The sequence below is a fragment of the Acinetobacter sp. YH12021 genome, assembly GCF_013420145.1.
GTDB classification, from domain to species: domain Bacteria; phylum Pseudomonadota; class Gammaproteobacteria; order Pseudomonadales; family Moraxellaceae; genus Acinetobacter; species Acinetobacter towneri.
Window position 1 is genome coordinate 92,779 of sequence record NZ_VOYT01000003.1, and the last position, 20,403, is coordinate 113,181.

Genomic DNA, 20,403 nt, shown 5'->3' on the forward strand with positions numbered 1-20,403 from the left:
AACCATCTTTGTTGTATGAAAAGCGGCATAAATTACAGCATGTATTTGAAAAGAAGCCTGATCCATGCTTAAACTGAGTACATCTTAAAATCTCAAAAAACCGTACAAGAAAACTGAAATAGAGTGCCCGTTCTATGCAAAGTTATTATTTTTATCTGCATACCAATCATAAAACCAATATTTATGTGCAAAAACAGCCAATTGAAGGGCTTGAGCCTGAATTTATCTGGATTGATTGCACCCGTGATGATGTGCTTAACCGTGCAGAACAGTGGCAACAAGAGATTTTTCAGTACAGTCAATTATCGCTCAATGAATATCATGTGCGCGATATTTTAAATATAGAGCATCCATGTGCGTTTGATACTTTAGATGATTATGACTTATTGATTTTCCGTAAACTGATCACACCCGAAGACCGTATTGCAACAGGGCAACAAGTCGGGGAGAAACATGAACGGATTTTTGGACTGGCCACTACGCCGATGAGCTTTATTATGACACCGCAGATTTTGATTAGTGTGCGGGAACAGGGCAATAAAGTCATGGAAAGCTATTTGTCACGTGTGGAAGCAGCGGTACAACGCCCGATTGAAGAACAGAATAAAGCACGCAAACTGGCAGCAACACCATTAGATTTAACGTTGCGTTTACTGAATTTGGTAGCGGATGATTACTTGGATATTCGCATGCCGCTAACCCGCCGTGTGGAATATTGGCAACAAGAGTTGTTGCAGGGACATCGTCGTTTTACCCGTTGGCATCAATTGCTGCAAGAAAATATGGCGTTTCAGCAAGTTGAAAATTTATGTGAAGAGCAAATAGAAGCCTTGCAGGAATTGCGTGATGAAATTGTCGATAACTACCCACATTTACGTGGCAAAAAACGTAGTGAACGGCAGGATATTATTTTGGTACGTTTGGATGATTTGACCAGTCACATTGAACGAATTCAAAAGCATACCATTCGCTTACGCTCTGCAGTGCAAACCGCAATTGATCTGCATTTTTCTGCTATTGCCAACCAGACCAATGAAAACATGCGGATTTTAGCCATCATTACCGCAGTTTTTGCACCTTTGACTTTATTTACAGGGGTGTATGGTATGAACTTTGAGTTTATGCCGGGGCTGAAACACGCACAGGCCTTTTGGATCATGCTTGGGGTAATGGTGATGACTACTTTGTTGTTGCTGTATTATTTTTATCGTAGGCACCTTGTCGGTCTGGGTGAAAAAAGTGTGATTGATATGTTGGCACAGCAACATAATGACCAACCCATGAATTTATTTTGGTTTTTAGACTATGAACCCATTAAGCAAACCGTGAAAGGCACCATTAAAGAAGTTGAAAAACTGACTAAACTTAAATGATCTAGAAGATAAACTTACGGATGTGGTGATGGATTGAGTCCTGCATCCAATGCGGATTCACAAGATAATGTATTGATTTAAAAGTTGTCCACAGACCTCAAAAGTTATCCATAGGACTGATAAGCTTATCCACAGATTGAGCAGGATAGTCAGACATTTAGCTCAAGATGGCAGATTTTTGAACACTAGCTTCAGATTTGAATATGCCATCTTTTTTGCTTTTTGCCTTTTCTTGCTGTGTCCTGCATATCATTGCATTTAGATGTACGGTTTAGACTTGTATGAGCTTTTAAGCTAATTGATCATTTTGCGCTTTAAGCAGCAAGTGATACATTTCATCTTTCAGTCTTAATTTTTTGCGTTTCAGCGCTTCAATGTCATCATTAATCTGATGCACAGGATCAAGCTCTAACTGGCTAATTTCACGGTCTAGCTGTTCGTGATCTTCAAAAATTTTTGAAAAATGTGGATTGCTGTCGCGTAATCCCTGAATTAAATCACGAAACTCAGGAAACATATTTTTAATCTTCTTGTTGCAGTCTTTAGTTTTCATTGTGTAGATCATTCTCATCAAAAAAATTTACGGGCATAGAAAGAAAAACGCTCTAGCAAGGTGATGAATCACACAACTAGAGCGTGAGGATTAACTATGTTGAAAATTCAGATGTTTAACTTCTTTACGTAATTTTTGTACTTCATCAATCAGGTCAAGCATCATGGCGACAGCTGAAAAACTGGCATCAAAATCACGTTGCAACCGATAGGCTTGGCGTGCACGGCTGACATCTTCACCAAAAAATTGGTGGATACGTTCGGCAGGGCGGGAAGGCAGGATGTCATATTCTAAAAGTTGTAAGACCCATTCAGGGCTTTGCCCACACGCTTCGGCAAATTTTTTTAAATCTAACTGGGTAAATTCTTCAATAATTTCTGTGTGCTGTCCGTCTGAAGTGATTTCACGATATAAAATAGTGGTCATGGCATACTCCTTCCGATCGAATTCAAACGAGTTGGCTCGCCTGAAATGAGGGATTGCTTTACATCAATAATTGGTGGATATCCAATAAGTGATTCTCTTTAATTTAGCCTGTGTACGCTGTAATAGAATCTTTTATTTGTATTCCTTTGGTGAAATTCAGCCAACCCTTTGCTGTGCTCACGCCTGTTATATTGATGTGTCAATTTGGCTTGTGCGTATAGATGTCTTATAGATATTAGTCTATTTTTTATTCAATGCCATCCTTTATTTCAATATTTTGGATTGAACGGTCGTACGGTGTTTAAAAGGATTGTTTCAAAATTTGGTAATAAAAAGGGCTCTTTAAAAAGAACCCTGTAAATTAATATCTTAGTTTTTGGAATTAGTATTTTACCCAAGTCACGCTGCGACCAATCACTGAAACACCTACATAGCCACGTAAGGTGAGGCGCTTACCGTTAGCGCTTAAACGAGCTTTGCCTTTATAAACTTTACCGCCAATTGGGTCTAAAACATGACCTTGGTTAAATTCACGTGGGTTTTTAGCATCTTGTTTAAAGCCCCAAATAAATGGCAAGCCAATAAAAGGTTTATTCTTTAAGTTACCTGGACAATTGCTACAAATCACCATTTTTTCTGCACCCGGAATATTACGGGTTTCCACGATAATGCCTTCATAAGTGCCATCTGGCTTTTTGCGAATTTCGACATCGGCACGCGAATAACCAGTGCGGTCATCAATGGTTTTCCATTTACCGACCAGTAGATCGCTTTCTGCAAAGCCAACACTTGAGAGGGTTGTTAAAACGAAACCCGCAAAAATCCCTCTGAAATTTATTTTCATGAACAGCATCCCCAAAATTGTTATTTTAAAAAATAGAGTAAAAATTCTATTTCGGGTTTTATAGCAAGAATGTAATAAACAAGCAAATTGAGCAGTGTGAGATGTCAGGCAGGAAAAGATATAAGTGTTATGGAGTTGGTAATTTAAATCTAATCATTCCGATAAAAGTGTGCAGAACACAGCTTTTATCGCATTGGTGAGGAATAAAATCAGTATTTCACCCACGTCATTTTGCGGCTGGCATTGGTGGCAAGGTCTACATTATAAAGGGTTAAATGTTTGCCATTGCTGCTTAAACGTGCACGAGTTTTATATTGTTTACCTGTGCGCGGGTCTAAATAGTCACCTTCATAAAATTCAATTTGATTGCTTGGCGTAGCTTTTAAGTGACTTAATGGCACAAAACCTAACAGTGGCTTATCTTTATTTTTACCCGTACAGAGTGTGCAATTTTCCAAACGCGGTGCGCCAGGAACCGCACGTAGTTCTATAATCGTAGCGGCATACGCACCTTGTTTATCTTTACTCATGACTACGTCAGACAATGAAAAACCTGTGCGGTAGTCTAATGTTTTCCATTTGCCCAAAAGTGGGTCTGCATTGGCTGCATAAGCTAAACTTGAACAGCAAATCGCGCTGATGAATGCTAAACGAGAAAAGAACAGGGTGTTCATAAAATCAATATCCCAGAGAAGAAGCAGCCTAAAATATATAAAGGCATAAAAAAAATATGGGATTATTTATACCCAATTTACGCGGTATTTTCTAGTAATTGCATGAAAGTTTTGTGAAATTAATCACATGAAAAGTAATAAAATAATAGGTTTTGACGATGGTCATCACGTAAATAAAAAATGAGCAGAATGTACTGCTCATTTTTGATGAATTTTCAGCATTGCATCACATATTAATCATGGTATTCACCATGCCATTTAACTGAGATGTTCTCCAAATAAACCTAAGGCTTCTTCGGCACTAAAGCTATATTGTGTGCTGCAGAATTGACAATCCATAGTAATAGGGTTCTGATGTTCCAAAGTTTCACGTACCGCAGCAACACCAATTTGCATTAAGGCATTGGTACAGCGCTCTTTGGAGCAAGTGCAACCAAAACGTAAGGCTTCCACTTCAGGCAAACGCACTTGTTCTTCATTGTATAAACGGTACAAAATTTCATTGACGTCTAAATCAGTCAATTCTTCCGCTTTTAAGGTTTCAGTCAGCATGGTCACACGCGGCCATAAATCTTCATCGACCCGTTGTTGTTCTTCTTCACTGTTACGCGGCAACAATTGAATCAGCAAACCGCCCGCACGTTCGGCATTGCTTGCCAACACAATACGAGTTGGAATTTGTGCCGATAAGCCGTAATACTGCATTAAACATTCAGCTAAATTGGCTTTGTCCAAAGGCACAATACCTTGATAACGCTCACCAAATTCAGGCTCGATATTAATAAACAGTACAGGACTGACCAAACTTTTCAGGACGGTACTGCTGTCTTCAGCGCTTAAAAAGCGCGGGTCTTGTTCGTAGTCTGCCAACGCACGCACTTCACCCAAGTGGTTACATTCCGCCATGGCCCATTTAAATGTGCCAGATGCCTGAATTTGTAAGCTAATACGCCCTTTAATTTTTAGGGTACTGGCCAGTAGGGCAGTGGCGCAAAGCATTTCTCCCAACAACACTTGTACCGCAGGCACATAATCACGTTGTTTCAAAATGGTTTGCAAAGCTTCTTCGAGATGAACTACTTCACCACGAACAGGGCTATCTTCAATAAAAAAGCGTTGGCGTAAATCAGACATAAAATTCTCCATAACCCTGTTTTAATGGTGGCAATATTGTAAAACACAAGTCAGTTTGCTGCATCACGTGTTACATCAATATGACTGCTATGCAAGCCGCGTTTTAAATCGACACCCAAGGGCATTTCACGGTTTTGTGCATCACTTTCAAACAGGTGTTCCAGTTCTGCCAAAGCGTTACGATGGGTTTCATATACTTTTTGTTCATCGGTATAAATGTGCTGCTGTTGTGCCAAGAGTTGTTCATCATAATCACGGAACAACTCAATGCTTTTATAGGCATCTTTTTCATTAATGCCCAAATCGCGCAAAGCCTGATAGGCCATGCCTAAAGAGGATAAATACGTTTCACGCCAAATATAGGTAACGCCTAAATCGCGCAATAAGTGCACATGATGACGATCACGAGCGCGTACCAGTAATTTTAGCGCTGGATAATTCAGGCGAATATGCCGTGCCACGTTCATTGAGTCTTCAATATCATCAATGGCTAGAATAAAGATTTTGGCATGCTCGATGCCTGCGGCACGTAAAATTTCAGGTTGAGTGGCATCGCCATAATAGACTTTACCGCCGTAATTCCGCACAAAATCAATTTTATCCATATTGCTGTCGATGGCAGTAAAGTGCAGATGCTGCAAGTACGCCACACGGGCAATAATTTGTCCAAAACGACCAAAACCCGCAATAATCATGGGGTGATGTGTATCGGGAATTTCGTCATATTCAGGCGATTTTTCACGTTCTAAGCGAGGAATAATTTGACTGCTCATCAACCAATATAAAATTGGGGTCAACACCATCGACAAAGTCACAATTAAGGTCAGTGGTTGCAGCATGGCCTGGCTGAGCACACTTTCACTTTGTGCGACACTGAGCACCACAAAGGCAAACTCACCGCCTTGTGCCAAGCAAGTCGCCAACAACAAACTATTGCGCCAAGAATATTGGAAATAACGGGCAATGGCCGTGAGGCTAATCAGTTTGATGAGCAGGAGCAGCAATGCACCGCCTACAATCAGCCAAGGGGTATTCATTAAGATTGCCAGTTCGGTGCTCATCCCGACGGTCATAAAAAATAAGCCTAGCAATAAGCCTTTGAATGGGGCAATACTGGCTTCTAACTCATGTCTAAATTCGGAATCTGCCAACAATACGCCTGTTAAAAATGCACCTAAGGTGGTGCTAATGCCCAGCACATCCATAATGCTGACCACGCCAAGTACAATGAATAAACCGACAGCAGTGATCAGTTCATGTGCGCCACTTTTAGCCACAAAACGAAAAAATGGACGCATGAGATAACGGCTAAATAAGAACAAACCGCTAAAGGTCGCCATGATTGCAGCAAAATAAGCAATGCCATGATGAGTCGATTCTGCACCTGCTAACATGGGAATGATGGCAATTAAAGGAATGGCGGCAATATCTTGAAACAGCAGAATGGAAAAGGATTGTTGTCCATAACTGCTGTTGAGTTGCTGCTTTTCTTGCAACATTTGTAGCACAAAGGCTGTAGAGGAAAGTGCCAGTGCAAAACCGATCACCACACTTGAGGCAATGCCTTGCTGTAAGGCAAAAAAAGCCAAGATTGCAAGTAGAATACCCGTGATGCCGACCTGTAAACTACCCAAAACAAAAATGGGCTTGCGCATTTCCCACAGCCGTTGTGGACGCAGTTCTAAGCCAATAATAAACATCAGGAACACCACACCATATTCTGCCAGTTCCTGAATATCATCGGGGTCGCTGGCAATATTGAATACGCTAGGCCCTAGCAAAATGCCTGTAAACAAATAGCCCAATACGGTCGCAATACCAAAGCGTTTTAGTAAGGGAACCAAAACCAATGAAGCGCCTAGAAAAATGGTTATTTGTAACAATAAGGACATGTGGTCATCCAAAGTTTAAAGCGGTGGATTATTGAAATAAGTGCTGATACAGCTAAGTTTCAATTTACAGTATTAGCTAAATTCTTGCGGATCTATATCTAAACTTAGTTTCATGCTGGATGGCTTTTCATGCAACATATTTTGCCACCAGTTCCTGATATAAAAATGTAAGCGTGCCCGATCTTTAGACAACAACACCATGTGTGCATGGAAACGTCCTGCTTTACGTTCCATTGGCGCAGGAATCGGCCCCCAAATTTCAATTAATTGTTCTGAATGTTCTCTAAGCCATTGTGCATGTTGTTGTAAAAATTGCTGGTTTAATTCCTGACTTTTGGACTCACAGCGAATCAGCGCAGTATAACGATATGGCGGCAGTTGCGCGGCTTTGCGCTCTTTTAAACTTTGTTTGGCAAACTTGCGGTAATCTCCCTCGACCAAGGTGGTGAGTAAAGGATGATCAGGACGTAAACTTTGCAAATAAACATCGCCTTTATGTTCACCACGCCCTGCACGTCCTGCCACTTGCACAATCAGTTGGGCGGTACGTTCAGGTGCGCGAATATCAACACTGAGCAAGCCTGAATCGATATCTAAAATAGCCACCAAGGTTACATAAGGAAAGTGATGTCCTTTGGCCAGCATTTGTGTGCCCAGTAAAATTAGGGGTTCACTGCGTTGAATACGGTCATAAATTTTTTGCCAGCTGCCGACACGACTGGTTGAGTCACGATCCACCCGAATCACATCTATATCTGGGAACAGTTCATTTAGACTGTCTTCCACTTTGGCGGTACCCATGCCCACAGGTTTGAGTTCTTCATGGTTGCAGGCAGGGCATTGCTCAGGTTTGCGGTGAATTGTTCCGCAGTGGTGGCAGTGTAAATGCACATAAGGTTGATGATGCAGGGTAAAGTTGGCATCACAATGTGGGCATTTGGCTTGCCATGCACAGCTCTCACAAATCAATACGGGTGCATAGCCGCGTCGGTTTAAAAACACCAAAACTTGTTCTTTTTTAGCCAAGCGTTTTTTGATTTCATCAATCAATTGTTGGCTAATACCGTGCTGTTTTTTGGCAATTTTTAAATCAATCAGGTGGATTTTGGGCATGAGTGCCGTGCCCGCGCGTTGATTTAATTCCAGACATTGCATTTTGCCTTGATCGACTAGTGCATAGCTGTCAATGCTTGGAGTTGCCGAACCTAAAATAACAGGGCAATTTTCCAGATGGGCACGATAGAGCGCAACATCACGGGCATGGTAGCGAAAACCTTCCTGCTGTTTAAAAGACAGGTCGTGTTCTTCATCTAAAATAATCAAGCCTAAATTTGGCAATGGGGTATAAATCGCAGAACGTGTACCTAAAATAATCGAGGCTTTGCCCGTTTGTGCGGCTTGCCACGCCTGCAAACGCTTGGAATCATTTAAACCTGAATGTAAGAGGGCGATGTGGCAGTGAAAACGCGATTGGAAACGGCTAATGGTTTGTGGCGTTAGACCAATTTCAGGTACTAACACCAACACTTGTTTGCCCTGTTTTAGTACCTCATGCATGATGTGTAAGTACACTTCAGTTTTACCGCTACCCGTTAAACCATCCAGTAAAAATGCCTTATATTGCTGCCGTACTTTAAGTACGCTGTCGATGGCTTTTTTCTGATCTGGATTAGGGGTTAAAGGCATTTGCGCCAAAGTCACTGGCATTGGGCTAAAATCTTGGGCTTCCAAAACACATGCGCAAATTTCTTTATTCGCCAAGGCTTTTAGGGTTGCTGTTTCAATGCCTGCCAAATTTAAAATATTTTCAGAAGTTCCCGAAGGATGCAGCTTTAAAATTTTATAGGCTTCTTGTTGTTTTTCTGAGCGTGTAATTTTAGCTTCGGCATGTGCATCCAACAATTTCCAAGTACGTGCCAATAAATTATAGGGTTTGGCTTGGCGCAATAAGCTAGGTAAGGCACTTTGCATCACTTCACCAATCGGGAATTGATAATATTGTGCCGACCATGTCAACAAAGTTAAAACTTTAGGGTCTAAAATCGCTTGCTCATCTAACAGTTCGCTAATGGCTTTGAGTTTAAAACGTGGATCAATTGGGGTGTCGAGTGCCAGTTTTTCGACAATAATTCCGACCAAGTTTTGCCGACCAAAAGAAACCAAGACCCGCGCGCCCACTTCTGCTTGCTGATATTGTGCTGCACTGAGCATATAATCGAAGCAGTCGTAAAGATATACGGGTACAGCCACTCGAATACGATAAACAGGCTGTGGGTCTAAAGTGGAATCTGGCATAGAAAAAGTCGTATCGTCCTGTGAAAAATGGCTTCGTGCTCGACTTTGGCATGTGTTAGAGTGAGCACAGAATTTATATCTAAGAATATGAATGATTTTAGTGGTCAGACGCAACTGCGTTGCAAGAAATTTTGGAAAATTAGAGCATTACAATGCCAGCATATCAATTTACTGCCATTGACGCTTCAGGGAAGCAGCAAAAAGGTGTTTTAGAGGGTGATTCTGCACGACAAATCCGTCAGCAATTGCGGGACAAAGAATGGATTCCTGTCAGTGTCGATACCGTTGAACAAAAAGATAAACACAGTGGCAAACAATGGTTTCAGAAAAAAATCACCGCCTATGATTTGGCTTTGCTGACCCGTCAGTTATCGGTTTTGGTGGCTGCTGCGATTCCTTTGGAAGAAGCCGTTCGCGCTGTGGGTAAACAAAGTGAAAAAGCCCATGTGCAAAATTTGCTGATGTCGGTGCGTTCCAAAGTTTTGGAAGGTTATTCACTGGCCAATGCTTTACAACAATCGGGGCGTTTTCCAGACTTATATATTGCCACCATTGCCGCAGGCGAGCGTTCGGGGCATTTGGATTTAATTCTGGAACAATTGGCAGATTACACCGAAAACCGCTTTGCCATGCAGAAAAAAATTCAAGGGGCGATGATTTATCCCATCATTTTAATGCTGATGTCTTTTGCGATTGTGATGGGTTTAATGACTTATGTCGTACCCGATATTGTTAAAACCTTTGATCAGAGCAAAGATGCCTTGCCGTGGATCACCGTGGCATTAATGAAAGCCAGTGATTTTATTCGTGTTGCATGGCCGTTTTTACTGGTGGCTTCTGTGGTGGGGGTATTGTTGTTGGTGCGTTTTTTACGCACCACCGCAGGGCATTATGCCTTTGACCGTTTAACCTTAAAGTTGCCGTTATTTGCAAAATTATCACGTGGGATTAATGCCGCGCGTTTTGCCAGTACCTTGTCTATTTTGACTCAGTCGGGTGTGCCTTTGGTGGATGCGCTAAATATTGGTGCTGCGGTCAGTAACAACTGGGTCATTCGTGATGCGGTCAATTTGGCGGCAGAAAAAGTCACTGAAGGTGGTAACTTGGCGACGCAATTAGAGCGCAGTGGTTATTTCCCACCGATGATGGTGCAAATGATCAAAAGTGGTGAAGCCTCGGGCGAGTTAGACCGTATGCTGTCACGTGCTTCAGACATGCAAGACCGTGAAGTGACCACACTGATTTCTACCCTGTTGGCACTATTAGAACCGTTGATGTTGGTACTGATGGCGAGTATTGTATTGGTGATTGTGATTGCGGTAATGCTGCCAATTGTGAATATGAACAATATGATTTAAATCGTTTTGAAGCGTCCTTCTTCAAACAGAATCTAAAATAAATGTCGAATTGATATAAATAAATGAGAGAGATTGAATGAAACAGAAGCAACCGAGTAAACAGTCTGGTTTTACCCTGATTGAAGTCATGGTGGTGATTGTAATTTTAGGTGTGTTGGCGGCTTTAATCGTACCGAACGTAATGGGACGTGGTGAAAAAGCCAAAGTAGATACTACGGTTATTACTTTAAAAGGTGTGGCTGGCGCACTCGATCAATACAAACTCGATAATCAAAAATATCCTTCAATGCAAGACGGTGGTTTAGATGCCTTGGTGAATCAGCCTGCTTCGGCTAAAAACTGGTTGCCAGGCGGTTATGTGAAAGGGGGCTATCCGAAAGACAGTTGGGATAATGACATCCAATATGTGATTCCGGGTTCAGAAGGTCGTCCATTTGATTTATATTCTTTTGGTGCAGATGGTCAGCAGGGTGGTGAAGGTACCGATGCCGACATTTATTATCAGCCTTAATAGAAGATGAGTTGAGTCTATATATTGATTCAGTGAACTCCAAAAAAAAACCGAGCGCTTAATGCTCGGTTTTTTTATGAATGGTTATTTCTAGCCGCTATTGAACAGTACTATTAACGACGTGATTTAAACGACACATCCACCTGACGTGGTCGATAAATCCACCCCATAATTAACAACAGCAATGAGAAAATCAGCACAGGCCAATCGCTGAGTTGGGTATACAGTGTTTGACCTTGCATGGCAGGCAGATCACCACGCAGCACAAATTCCTGATCCATTGGCGCTTGTTTGACAATATGCCCATGATGGTCAATAAATGCGGTCACACCTGTATTGGTGGCACGAACAAACCAGCGTCCATTTTCTTTGGCGCGCATTTGTACCATTTGTAAATGTTGCAATGGCCCTGCAGTACCCGTAAACCAAGCATCATTGGATACTGTTACCAAAAAGTCACTTTGGCTAGCATTGCGGCGGGTCAGGTTCGGATAAGCCACCTCATAACAAATGGCTGCCCCCAAATGATGCTGTTTAATTGCAAGCGGTTTTTGCTCAGACGCTCCACGTGAAAAACCACTCATGGATGGGTCATTTTGCATCGCAGGTAGTACCCAACTCAGTAAGCCTGAAAGCGGAATATATTCACCAAAAGGCACCAGACGCTGCTTTTTATACAAGCCTTCAGCCGCATCTCCCGTTGCCATAATGCTGTTGTAATACATTGGATGTTGCTGCACTTGTGATTCAGGCAAGTCCCAATACGGAATACCTGTCACCCACGAACTGCCCGTTTTTTCAGCCTGTGTTTTCATGGCATCCAAAAACGGTTCAATATCGGTCTGGAACATTGGAATGGATGATTCAGGCCAAACAATAATGTCGCGTCCCCATTCAGTTCGGGTCAAGCGGGTATAAATTTCCAAGGTCTTAATTTGGTATTCGGTTAGCCACTTTAAGTCTTGAGGAATGTTGCCTTGAATCAGAGAAACCGAGAGTGGCTTTTCAGATTTTGCAGTTACAAAACTGAGTTGTGCTGCACCCCATGCACCCAAAAGTAAAATTGCCGATGGAATCAGCCAGAAGATACGCTTTTTAAGGACTTCAACCAACGCACAGGCCAGCAAGATGACCACAAAAGACACCCCGAAAATACCAAACAACGGTGCATAGCTATCCAAAAAGCGTTCGGTGAAGGCATAACCTGCAAACAGCCATGGAAAACCTGTAAAGACCCAAGTTTTCGCCCATTCAAAAAATACCCATAGCGGTGCAAAAGTCAGTGGTGTTTCAGGGAAAAACCGACGATATAACCACGTTTGTACGGCAGTAAACAAACCCATCAACAGCGCCATAATGACAATCATCAGCACGCTTAAAAAGGCATTGGTGTCGCCATAGACGTGAATGGATGTATAGAGCCAAAATGCTCCGACAAACCACAACCCAATCCCGTAAGACCAACCAATCAAAAAGGCCTGTTTCGGGGTGCGTTTGCTTAAAGTCGCATACAGCAAAGCAGGTGAAAGTAAGGCAATCCACCAGTAATGATAGGGAGCAAGTGCCAAACTAAACACTGCACCTGCCAATAGGGCAATGATTAATGGATAAATTAAGGGCAGTTGTTGATGTTCTGCAGGATTAGACAGCTTGGAAAAAAAAGTCCTCATTGACGTACGGCTCGAATCAGATGAATAGTGCGGGCATCTGCTTCAAGAATGGTAAATTCCCAGTTGCCAATCACAATCACTTGTCCTTGCAAATCACTCACCAAACCAATTTCCTGAAGCAATAAACCGCCCACAGTTTCTACTTCATCGTCAGAAAAATCTGCATCTAAAACATTATTAAAATGTTCGATTGGTGTAAGTGCTTGTACTAACCAAGTATTTGCCGTTTTTGGGTCGTGATCGGGGATGATGTATTCTGCTTCTTCGTCAATATTGTCGTGTTCATCTTCAATTTCACCGACAATTTCTTCTAAAATATCTTCTAAAGTAACCAAGCCCGAAGTGGTGCCATACTCATCAATCACCACTGCAATATGGGTTTGGGTGTTTTTGAGCATACGCAATACTTGGTCTGAACGAGCACTTTCAGGCACAAATAACGGCTGACGCATTAAGGCGCGAATATCGACTTTGGTTCTTTGTTCGGTCAGTAAAGGCAATAAATCTTTTGCCAATAAAATCCCCACCACGTTGTCGGGTTGGTCAGATGAGAACACAGGAAAACGTGAATGTGCCGATTCGACCAGTACATGCAAAATGTCGAGTAGCTCATCATCTTCTTGTAAGCTAATCATGGCGGTACGTGGGGTCATGACTTCACGGATTTTGGTGGCAGGTAAATCCAGAACACCTTCGAGCATTGCCACCGTATCGGGTTCTAAAAAACGACGTGAATCTTGTACTAATTTTAGCAATTCATCGCGGGTTTCTGGTGCAGTGCCTAACCATTTTCTTAGGCCACGCATACCCCACGATGGGCCTGATTCCTCGTGCATGATCTTTCCTAAAGACTCTTTATATCTAAAAAACTTAGCTTAATCATACCTTAGAAAATACAGTTGTCTATTGCTAATCTTGGGAGAAAATGACGGCAATTACGTCACGAGATGTGTTGCTATGCGTAGCGGGAACACATAAAACAAGGCTGCGCTTTATGCTAAACTAGCCCGATGTTTTAATACCGAGTCTGTGCATGTCTGAACTTTCTGTCACACCTAGCATTCAACTGAATACCCGTGGTTTGCGTTGCCCTGAACCTGTGATGATGTTGCATCAAGCCATTCGCAAATCTAAGTCTGGCGATGTGGTTGAAGTGTTTGCAACTGACAATTCGACGTCTTGGGATATTCCAAAATTTTGCATGCATTTGGGGCATGAGTTGTTATTGCAAGAAGAACGCTTAGATGAGCAAGGCAATAAAGAATTTCATTATTTGGTGAAAAAAGGCTAATAGGCAAAAATTAGCCTCAGCACTTTTAGAACACTATAATTTAAACACGATAAAATAGTCATGTGATCCATATAGGCATATTTCATTTGCAATTCATGCAAGTTGAAATATGCCTTTCGTGTTTTTAGCCATGACGTTCAACTTTATTTTTAATTTTTCATCAATTTTGCATCAATCCCACCTGCTTCACAGTTTGAGTTAAAAAATGGCGAAACGATCCACGAGTTGCGTTATCTGCTACACATTTTTTAAGGGACTTTTCAACTTTTCTGCATTTATAGGGCAAGTTGTGTGCTTGTGCAAAATCTAACAAAGCTCTGTGTGTTGTATAAGAAATAATTTTTAGAGTGTGAGTTTATTCTATTGTTTAGTTATTGATTTTTAACAAAATTATTTTAAATATTTTTTAATATATGGAAAAATTAGCCTATAATGCGATCAGTTTATTGAGTTCGATTGCAGAACATTTGGGGATAAAATTAAGCAGATTTGGGGTTTTGCTTGGTTTGAATGTTATATGGCAGTGTTTATGTTTTATAAGGCTGAAAAAGCTGATTAAGCTGTCGCATTAAAGTAGTCAAGTTAAGAAAAATAATTTTGGGGGGCTTAACTGATTGTCTTTATCTTAAAAAAATATGCCATTTAGACTGAGCAAAATCTGCTTAATTTTTTGCGTGATCAATCATCAATAAATCTTGCGTTATCATCATTTTGATTGAGTACGGTATGATTTTAGATAAAAAGCAAAACTTTTCTTTAAAGCCACTGAGTGTGGCGTGTTTATTGACCATGAGTATCTCAGGCTGTTCATCGGGTTCAGGCTCTCAGTCAAGCACGGTTCAAGTCACTGATGTGTTGGGGGCAGAAAATGTCAGCCAAGAAGATCAACCGACTACAAATGAAGGCATTGGCAGCGGAGTAGAGCAACCTGTCGCACCATCTGCACCCATTACCGATCAACCTCCTGTGAATTTAGAGCTAGATCATGGCGATGTATCATCCAATGGTGGTGGTTTGAGTGGTGGCAGTACAGATCATGGCAATACATCACCAACTGAAGATTCACTTTTAGACAGCAATGATGCTGTACCTAGCGATGATGCTACCGTTTTAGAAAATAATGATGTCAATCAGCCTGATACGATACCTACACTTGAATCACCTCCGTCAGAAGTAGAGCAACCAGTCGATGTGGTAGCTCCACCAGTAGCCGAGCCTGTTTTAACCGACACCGTCTTGGTCGATAGTGCGATTCAAGATATTGAAGTACCACAAGATACATCTGAAGTTGAGATGGGTAGTACGATTCAAGAACTTGAACCCTCACAAAACACTTTAGAAGTCGAAACAGGCAGTGCATTTCTTGAAACGAAGGCAATTTAACCATCACAGGCAACTATTCGATGCAGATTGCTGCAGATCAGCAGCAACATGCGGGTTTTAAAGCACGTTTTGGCAATTTGCTGACGGTAACGGGAACCGCCAATTTGGCAGGGACTTTGAACCTGTTTGATGAAGTGCCACTTGATCAGCCACTTATTACTGCACAAGGTTCACAAACTACCGTATTACGTGCGCAACAAGGCGTACAGCGTGAGTTCGATGCTTATCGCTCAAGCAATCCATTATTTGAGTTGACACAAGTTAGTTATCGTCCTGAACTGAATGCAACGGGCGAGCCTGTACGTGCGGCAGATACAATCAATACCGATGTGGTGATTACGGCAAAGCGTAAATCGACTGAAACGGTGGCGGCTCTTGCTGCTGAACTTGAAGGACGTACTCAGGTTGCCCGTAATTTAGATGTAGTTTTAGCAAGTCTTGATCAGAAACAACAGTTAGAAACGCTGGAAGATGTTGAAAAAGTTTTTGCCAATCGCTTATTTAACAATTTTGCTCAAACTATACGTTATAGCAATGCTGCTGAAAGTACAGTTTCTACGCAGGCATTGAATCAACTGTTTCATCAACTTGATCCAAGTTTTTATGCCAATACCGTTTTAAATGTCGCAGAAGAAAGCAGCAAGCAAGAACGTCAGTTTGCACAGCGTTTGGCAACCGCACAACCCAAACAGCTTTGGTTTTCGGGTGATTACCAAAGTTATGATATGGATTATGTCGGCTTAAATAGTGAGCGCCGTAGTCATCATCAAGGTGTTGGTGTGGCAACAAAACTGGCAGGGATGACCTTGGCAGCGCAGGCCGATTTCAGTCAACTGAACTTAGATGATGCCGTACAAACAGGCTCAAAAAATAGCAGTCAGAGCAAAGCCTATGCACTAACTATGGGGACAGCACAGCAGCTTAATCGTGATTTAAGTGTCGCGGCATGGTTAAAAGGCATGCAGGTGGATGTTGACGCGCAGCGTGGTCATGCTCAAGCACAAAAAATACAGTTTGATGGACAAATGTATGCCGCAGGTTTGCGTCTAGATTATAGCTATCCACTCAGTCAAAAAATGCAGATTCAACCGTATTTAGACGCTTCGTTCCAACATTATGTTCATGCCGAACAAACTCAGCAGGATGGTGTCAACAGCTTAGATGATTTGGTGATGCAGCGCTGGAATTTTGGTGCAGGTTTGCAAGCCAATTACCAGTTGAATCCAGCATGGCAATTGAAAGGCAGCTTGTATTACAGCCAACCAATTCAGGAAAAAGCATATTTAGATACCCATTATGTAGGCACAGCGGAGAAACTGAAGTTTGATGCATGGCATGCCGATCAAGGTCAATATCATGCTGCCTTAGGTTCACAACTTCACTTTGGACAACATAGTTTTCTCAATTTGAATTATGAATATAGCGGGCGATCACATAGCGACAGTCATCGGGTACAGTTGGCGGTAACGACTCGATTCTAATTGATCGTTTTATTCATGAGAAAGTCATGAAAAAGCGTAGATTTGCGTATGAATGAGAAGTTTGAATCTTGATTGAAACAGCCATGTAGATAAATCTGCATGGCTGTTTTTTAGATCACAGTCAAATGGACTGAGTTTTAGACCGCATAGCGACTCATTAAAGTCAGTGGTGCTTTGGACTGTAAATAATCGGCAGGAATAAATACGATATTGGCAGCGTGTTGCTGTGCTGCATCAATAATATGGTTGATCACATCGTCTGTGGCTTGTGCGCTGTCAGGTGCGTGCGCTTGATCTAGATAAATTCGTTGCTGGTCGGTATCGACCCAACCTGTCTGCATGTAGCCTTGTTGAACATATAAAGTATCGACATTATTTTGCAACACTGCCTGATAAATTTGCTGCAGATCGGTCACAACACGGTCACTGGCATAGAGTTCATCCAGTTGCTGCGCATGTTGCTGATGCAATTGTTGTTGATGGCTTTTTAGCTCGGTCTGAATACTGTCAATAATGTGTTGTGCGCTGCCTTGTTCTAGCTGAGTGACGTTATCTACACTGAAAATAATGGCATTGGGTTGGTCGCAAATAGATTCATAAAAACTGATATTGCGTCGATCACCCACAATGACCAAGCCCAATGGCTCACTGGCACGTACAGTTTGCACATTTTTATCGACACGGTTTAAAAACTCTTTGAGTAAACGGTCTTCATTGGCGGCTGTGGCACGTTCTGCACCGCTGGTGCTATATAAGTTATCATTTTGAACAGGAAATGCACCATGTGGCAGTCGTTCATTCAAGTCGCTGTCATCTACAGAAAACTCATGGATTACACGATCATTGGAGGCCTTAATCAGACGTCCAACTTCACGACTGATCACTACCACATAGTATTGCACTGCATAAGATAGCTCACGAATAAAATCACGCACTGAAAATTGTTGATCAATCACAATACGTTCTTGGGTAGGGAATGGCAGACGCAGTACTTGTGCACTGTCGGCTGTGGCAAAAATAGCCAGACTGTCTAAATGGTAGTTGGGATTCAAATCTTTGGTTTGATGATGAATCTGTTCTAAAATTTGTGCCACCAGACGTTTGTCATAGTCTGCCAACAGGCGTTCTTCGAGTTGTTTAAGTTGGTTTTTAAGAGCAATCACATCTTGCTGATTGTCTGGAAAGGTACGATGTGTGGGTAGAAATAAGCTGACTGCAGGTTGTGCCTGCACATTTTTAAGTTGGTTGAGGGTGTCTGTTAAATTAAGCATGTTGGAATTCCTCTTCTAATGAAAATAAGAAGAACAACCAAATGCTTGAGCAAGATAAAACTCAAAGTACTGCTTTATACTCCACTCAAGTCAGTTTTAGTCAGCATCTACAACATTTTGCTACCGTGCTAAGTGCTGCATAAAATGCCGAATAGCATTGTATAAAAGCTGACAAAACAACATTTTCGGTTGTTCAAGTCTGAAAAAAACGAAATAAAAAACTAAAAATAGAAAAGATAAAAAATAAGCAAAAACAGCATAACAAGGAAAGTTATTCAATCGCCTGCTTTTGAATAGAGAAATACCTGAAAAATGTAAGGGATTATGAGACCTTGGTAATTTTGTAAACTGTGTATAAAAAAGCAGTGCCGAGGCACTGCTTTTGGGTTTCTCAATTGCGATTCGCAATTACATATTCGGGTAATTCGGACCACCGCCACCTTCAGGTGTTACCCAAGTGATGTTCTGTGATGGGTCTTTAATGTCACAAGTCTTACAGTGAACACAGTTGGCTGCGTTAATCTGGAAGCGTTTTGAACCATCATCATTTTCCATGATTTCATAAACACCCGCAGGGCAGTAGCGCTGTGCAGGCTCATCCCATTTAGGTAAGTTTACGTTCACTGGAATAGAGGTATCTGTCAACTTTAAGTGTGCTGGCTGATTTTCTTCATGTACGGTATTCGATACGAACACTGAAGATAAACGGTCAAAAGTCAGCTTGCCATCTGGTTTTGGATAGTTCGGTTTAAAGCTGGTTGCATCTACAGTTTTGAGTGCGCTGAAATCAGGCACTAAATCATGCAAAGTAAATGGTACTTTAAACACGTTCTGGTCGATAAAGTTAAACGCACCACCCATCCATTGACCAAACTTATGCATTGCAGGGCCAAAGTTACGTGCGCTATAAAGTTCTTCTTTCAGCCAGCTGTTGTTGAATTTTTCAGTGTAAGCCGTTAGCTCTTTCACAAAGAAATCTTCGCCTTCAGTTACGCGAGCAATCGCCAAGTCACCGCCTTTTGCGACACCTGCAGCAATCGCTTCAAATACTGCTTCACCGCAAAGCATGCCAGACTTCATGGCGGTATGAGAGCCTTTGATTTTGGCAAAGTTTAAGAAGCCTGCATCATCACCAATTAAAGAACCACCTGGGAAGGTGAATTTTGGCAATGAGTTAAAGCCACCTTTGGTCACAGCACGTGCACCATAAGAAATACGCTTGCCGCCTTCTAGATACTGTTTAATTAGAGGATGAGTTTTCCAGCGCTGCATTTCCATAAATGGATACATGTGTGGGTTGGTATACGACAAGTCCACAATCATACCCAAAGTCACTTGGTTGTTTTCTGCGTGGTATAACCACCAACCGCCTGAAGAACCTGTTTCACTTAATGGCCAGCCTGCACCGTGCATGACTAAACCTGGTTTGTGTTTTGCAGGGTCAATTTCCCAAAGTTCTTTAATACCAATCCCGTAGTGTTGCGGATCGGCATCTTTATCCAAATTGAATTGCTGGATTAAACGCTTACCTAAATGACCACGACAGCCTTCTGCGAAAATGGTGTATTTGGCATGTAGTTCATAACCCGGTGTGAAGTTATGCGTTGGCTCGCCATCTTTACCAATGCCCATGTCACCAGTTTGGATGCCTTTAACCGTACCATCGGCATGGTAAAGAATTTCAGATGCCGCAAAGCCAGGGAAAATAGAAACTTCTAATTCTTCGGCTTTTTGACCTAACCAACGCACCACGTTGCCTAACGAGATCACGTAGTTACCATCGTTATGCATGGTTTTAGGCACCATCCAATGCGGTGCTTGCTGAGCTTTTTCAGGTGACATCAAGAAGAAAGTTTTATCTTCAGTCACAGGCACATTTAAAGGCGCACCTTCTTCTTTCCAGTTAGGAAATAACTCGTTGATGGCGCGAGGCTCAAGAATTGCACCCGAAAGGATATGCGCACCAACTTCAGAGCCTTTTTCGACCACACAAACGGACAGATCATTTAAATTGTTTTCAATTGCAAGTTGACGAATTTTGATCGCAGCAGAAAGACCCGCAGGGCCTGCGCCTACGATGACTACGTCAAACTCCATCGATTCACGTTCGATGTGTTCCATGTAGGACTCCTCATATAATTGAAGGTGGCAACCGCATCAAGCAACGGTGCTGCCATGAGTATTTTTAGTTGCCAGACACAAATTTAATCGTGTCTTTTACAGTATGGGTAAGTATTGTGAGCTAGT

The 20,403-nt window shown here is 42.0% G+C and carries 17 protein-coding genes; 6 read left to right on the forward strand and 11 right to left on the reverse strand.

The features are described from left to right. The first annotated feature begins 134 nt into the window (after positions 1 to 134). Positions 135 to 1,373: a magnesium transporter CorA family protein gene (locus tag FTT91_RS04445; RefSeq protein ID WP_179989710.1), complete on the forward strand. Its 1,239-nt coding sequence runs from the start codon at positions 135 to 137 to the stop codon at positions 1,371 to 1,373. 289 nt (positions 1,374 to 1,662) lie between these two features. Here the strand turns inward: FTT91_RS04445 and FTT91_RS04450 are convergent, their stop codons facing one another. From FTT91_RS04450 to FTT91_RS04480, 7 genes are all read right to left on the reverse strand, one after another. Beyond that, positions 1,663 to 1,926 (reverse strand): YdcH family protein, encoded by a 264-nt coding sequence (locus tag FTT91_RS04450; RefSeq protein WP_131261090.1) that lies wholly within the window; start codon positions 1,924 to 1,926, stop codon positions 1,663 to 1,665. Positions 1,927 to 2,016: 90 nt separating this feature from the next. Then, positions 2,017 to 2,352, reverse strand: a complete 336-nt coding sequence (locus FTT91_RS04455) for a chaperone modulator CbpM (RefSeq protein ID WP_004975930.1) — start codon at positions 2,350 to 2,352, stop codon at positions 2,017 to 2,019. Between the two features lie 382 nt (positions 2,353 to 2,734). After that, positions 2,735 to 3,196, reverse strand: coding sequence for a DUF2147 domain-containing protein (locus FTT91_RS04460; protein ID WP_004975935.1), 462 nt, complete (start codon positions 3,194 to 3,196; stop codon positions 2,735 to 2,737). A gap of 209 nt (positions 3,197 to 3,405) precedes the next feature. Beyond that, on the reverse strand, positions 3,406 to 3,870 hold the full coding sequence (locus FTT91_RS04465; RefSeq protein WP_004975938.1) for a DUF2147 domain-containing protein: 465 nt from the start codon (positions 3,868 to 3,870) through the stop codon (positions 3,406 to 3,408). Between the two features lie 258 nt (positions 3,871 to 4,128). Beyond that, positions 4,129 to 5,004 (reverse strand): Hsp33 family molecular chaperone HslO, encoded by an 876-nt coding sequence (gene hslO, locus FTT91_RS04470; protein WP_180169045.1) that lies wholly within the window; start codon positions 5,002 to 5,004, stop codon positions 4,129 to 4,131. A gap of 50 nt (positions 5,005 to 5,054) precedes the next feature. After that, positions 5,055 to 6,896, reverse strand: coding sequence for a monovalent cation:proton antiporter-2 (CPA2) family protein (locus FTT91_RS04475; RefSeq protein WP_154321101.1), 1,842 nt, complete (start codon positions 6,894 to 6,896; stop codon positions 5,055 to 5,057). Between the two features lie 72 nt (positions 6,897 to 6,968). Next, a complete protein-coding gene (locus FTT91_RS04480; RefSeq protein ID WP_096901328.1) occupies positions 6,969 to 9,191 on the reverse strand; it encodes a primosomal protein N' in 2,223 nt (740 codons plus the stop codon). A 152-nt stretch (positions 9,192 to 9,343) separates the two neighbouring features. Here FTT91_RS04480 and gspF point away from each other — a divergent pair, with 152 nt between their 5' ends. Then, positions 9,344 to 10,549, forward strand: coding sequence for a type II secretion system inner membrane protein GspF (gspF, locus tag FTT91_RS04485; protein WP_004975948.1), 1,206 nt, complete (start codon positions 9,344 to 9,346; stop codon positions 10,547 to 10,549). Positions 10,550 to 10,625: 76 nt separating this feature from the next. Beyond that, positions 10,626 to 11,060 carry a type II secretion system major pseudopilin GspG gene (gspG, locus tag FTT91_RS04490; RefSeq protein WP_004975950.1) on the forward strand — a complete coding sequence of 145 codons (435 nt, stop codon included), beginning with the start codon at positions 10,626 to 10,628 and terminating at the stop codon, positions 11,058 to 11,060. A 113-nt stretch (positions 11,061 to 11,173) separates the two neighbouring features. Here the strand turns inward: gspG and lnt are convergent, their stop codons facing one another. After that, positions 11,174 to 12,730 (reverse strand): apolipoprotein N-acyltransferase, encoded by a 1,557-nt coding sequence (gene lnt, locus FTT91_RS04495; RefSeq protein WP_004975952.1) that lies wholly within the window; start codon positions 12,728 to 12,730, stop codon positions 11,174 to 11,176. Then, entirely contained in the window at positions 12,727 to 13,566 is an 840-nt protein-coding gene (locus tag FTT91_RS04500; protein ID WP_004975954.1) for a CBS domain-containing protein, read from the reverse strand. The genes lnt and FTT91_RS04500 overlap by 4 nt, the downstream gene beginning before the upstream one ends. Before the next feature lie 197 nt (positions 13,567 to 13,763). Here FTT91_RS04500 and tusA point away from each other — a divergent pair, with 197 nt between their 5' ends. The 3 genes from tusA (at position 13,764) to FTT91_RS04515 (ending at position 16,885) form a co-directional block, all read left to right on the forward strand. Continuing rightward, entirely contained in the window at positions 13,764 to 14,021 is a 258-nt protein-coding gene (tusA, locus tag FTT91_RS04505; protein WP_178318649.1) for a sulfurtransferase TusA, read from the forward strand. A 726-nt stretch (positions 14,022 to 14,747) separates the two neighbouring features. Further along, on the forward strand, positions 14,748 to 15,404 hold the full coding sequence (locus FTT91_RS04510) for a hypothetical protein (protein ID WP_180080171.1): 657 nt from the start codon (positions 14,748 to 14,750) through the stop codon (positions 15,402 to 15,404). 20 nt (positions 15,405 to 15,424) lie between these two features. Beyond that, the gene (locus tag FTT91_RS04515; RefSeq protein ID WP_180169046.1) at positions 15,425 to 16,885 is read left to right on the forward strand and encodes an autotransporter outer membrane beta-barrel domain-containing protein; all 1,461 of its coding nucleotides are present in this window, start codon (positions 15,425 to 15,427) and stop codon (positions 16,883 to 16,885) included. A gap of 137 nt (positions 16,886 to 17,022) precedes the next feature. On the opposite strand, the gene FTT91_RS04520 is transcribed toward FTT91_RS04515, so the two are convergent. Both FTT91_RS04520 and FTT91_RS04525 read right to left on the reverse strand, forming a co-directional pair. Beyond that, positions 17,023 to 18,156 carry a hypothetical protein gene (locus tag FTT91_RS04520; protein WP_104852982.1) on the reverse strand — a complete coding sequence of 378 codons (1,134 nt, stop codon included), beginning with the start codon at positions 18,154 to 18,156 and terminating at the stop codon, positions 17,023 to 17,025. A 408-nt stretch (positions 18,157 to 18,564) separates the two neighbouring features. After that, a complete protein-coding gene (locus FTT91_RS04525) occupies positions 18,565 to 20,277 on the reverse strand; it encodes an electron transfer flavoprotein-ubiquinone oxidoreductase (RefSeq protein ID WP_004975965.1) in 1,713 nt (570 codons plus the stop codon). Between the last annotated feature and the right edge of the window lie 126 nt (positions 20,278 to 20,403).

Coding starts and splice junctions, on each gene's coding strand:
- FTT91_RS04445 (WP_179989710.1), top strand. CDS start 135: ATGCAAAGTTATTATTTTTATCTGCATACCAATCATAAAACCAATATT.
- FTT91_RS04450 (WP_131261090.1), bottom strand. CDS start 1,926: ATGAAAACTAAAGACTGCAACAAGAAGATTAAAAATATGTTTCCTGAG.
- FTT91_RS04455 (WP_004975930.1), bottom strand. CDS start 2,352: ATGACCACTATTTTATATCGTGAAATCACTTCAGACGGACAGCACACA.
- FTT91_RS04460 (WP_004975935.1), bottom strand. CDS start 3,196: ATGAAAATAAATTTCAGAGGGATTTTTGCGGGTTTCGTTTTAACAACC.
- FTT91_RS04465 (WP_004975938.1), bottom strand. CDS start 3,870: ATGAACACCCTGTTCTTTTCTCGTTTAGCATTCATCAGCGCGATTTGC.
- hslO (WP_180169045.1), bottom strand. CDS start 5,004: ATGTCTGATTTACGCCAACGCTTTTTTATTGAAGATAGCCCTGTTCGT.
- FTT91_RS04475 (WP_154321101.1), bottom strand. CDS start 6,896: ATGTCCTTATTGTTACAAATAACCATTTTTCTAGGCGCTTCATTGGTT.
- FTT91_RS04480 (WP_096901328.1), bottom strand. CDS start 9,191: ATGCCAGATTCCACTTTAGACCCACAGCCTGTTTATCGTATTCGAGTG.
- gspF (WP_004975948.1), top strand. CDS start 9,344: ATGCCAGCATATCAATTTACTGCCATTGACGCTTCAGGGAAGCAGCAA.
- gspG (WP_004975950.1), top strand. CDS start 10,626: ATGAAACAGAAGCAACCGAGTAAACAGTCTGGTTTTACCCTGATTGAA.
- lnt (WP_004975952.1), bottom strand. CDS start 12,730: ATGAGGACTTTTTTTTCCAAGCTGTCTAATCCTGCAGAACATCAACAA.
- FTT91_RS04500 (WP_004975954.1), bottom strand. CDS start 13,566: ATGCACGAGGAATCAGGCCCATCGTGGGGTATGCGTGGCCTAAGAAAA.
- tusA (WP_178318649.1), top strand. CDS start 13,764: ATGTCTGAACTTTCTGTCACACCTAGCATTCAACTGAATACCCGTGGT.
- FTT91_RS04510 (WP_180080171.1), top strand. CDS start 14,748: ATGATTTTAGATAAAAAGCAAAACTTTTCTTTAAAGCCACTGAGTGTG.
- FTT91_RS04515 (WP_180169046.1), top strand. CDS start 15,425: ATGCAGATTGCTGCAGATCAGCAGCAACATGCGGGTTTTAAAGCACGT.
- FTT91_RS04520 (WP_104852982.1), bottom strand. CDS start 18,156: ATGCTTAATTTAACAGACACCCTCAACCAACTTAAAAATGTGCAGGCA.
- FTT91_RS04525 (WP_004975965.1), bottom strand. CDS start 20,277: ATGGAACACATCGAACGTGAATCGATGGAGTTTGACGTAGTCATCGTA.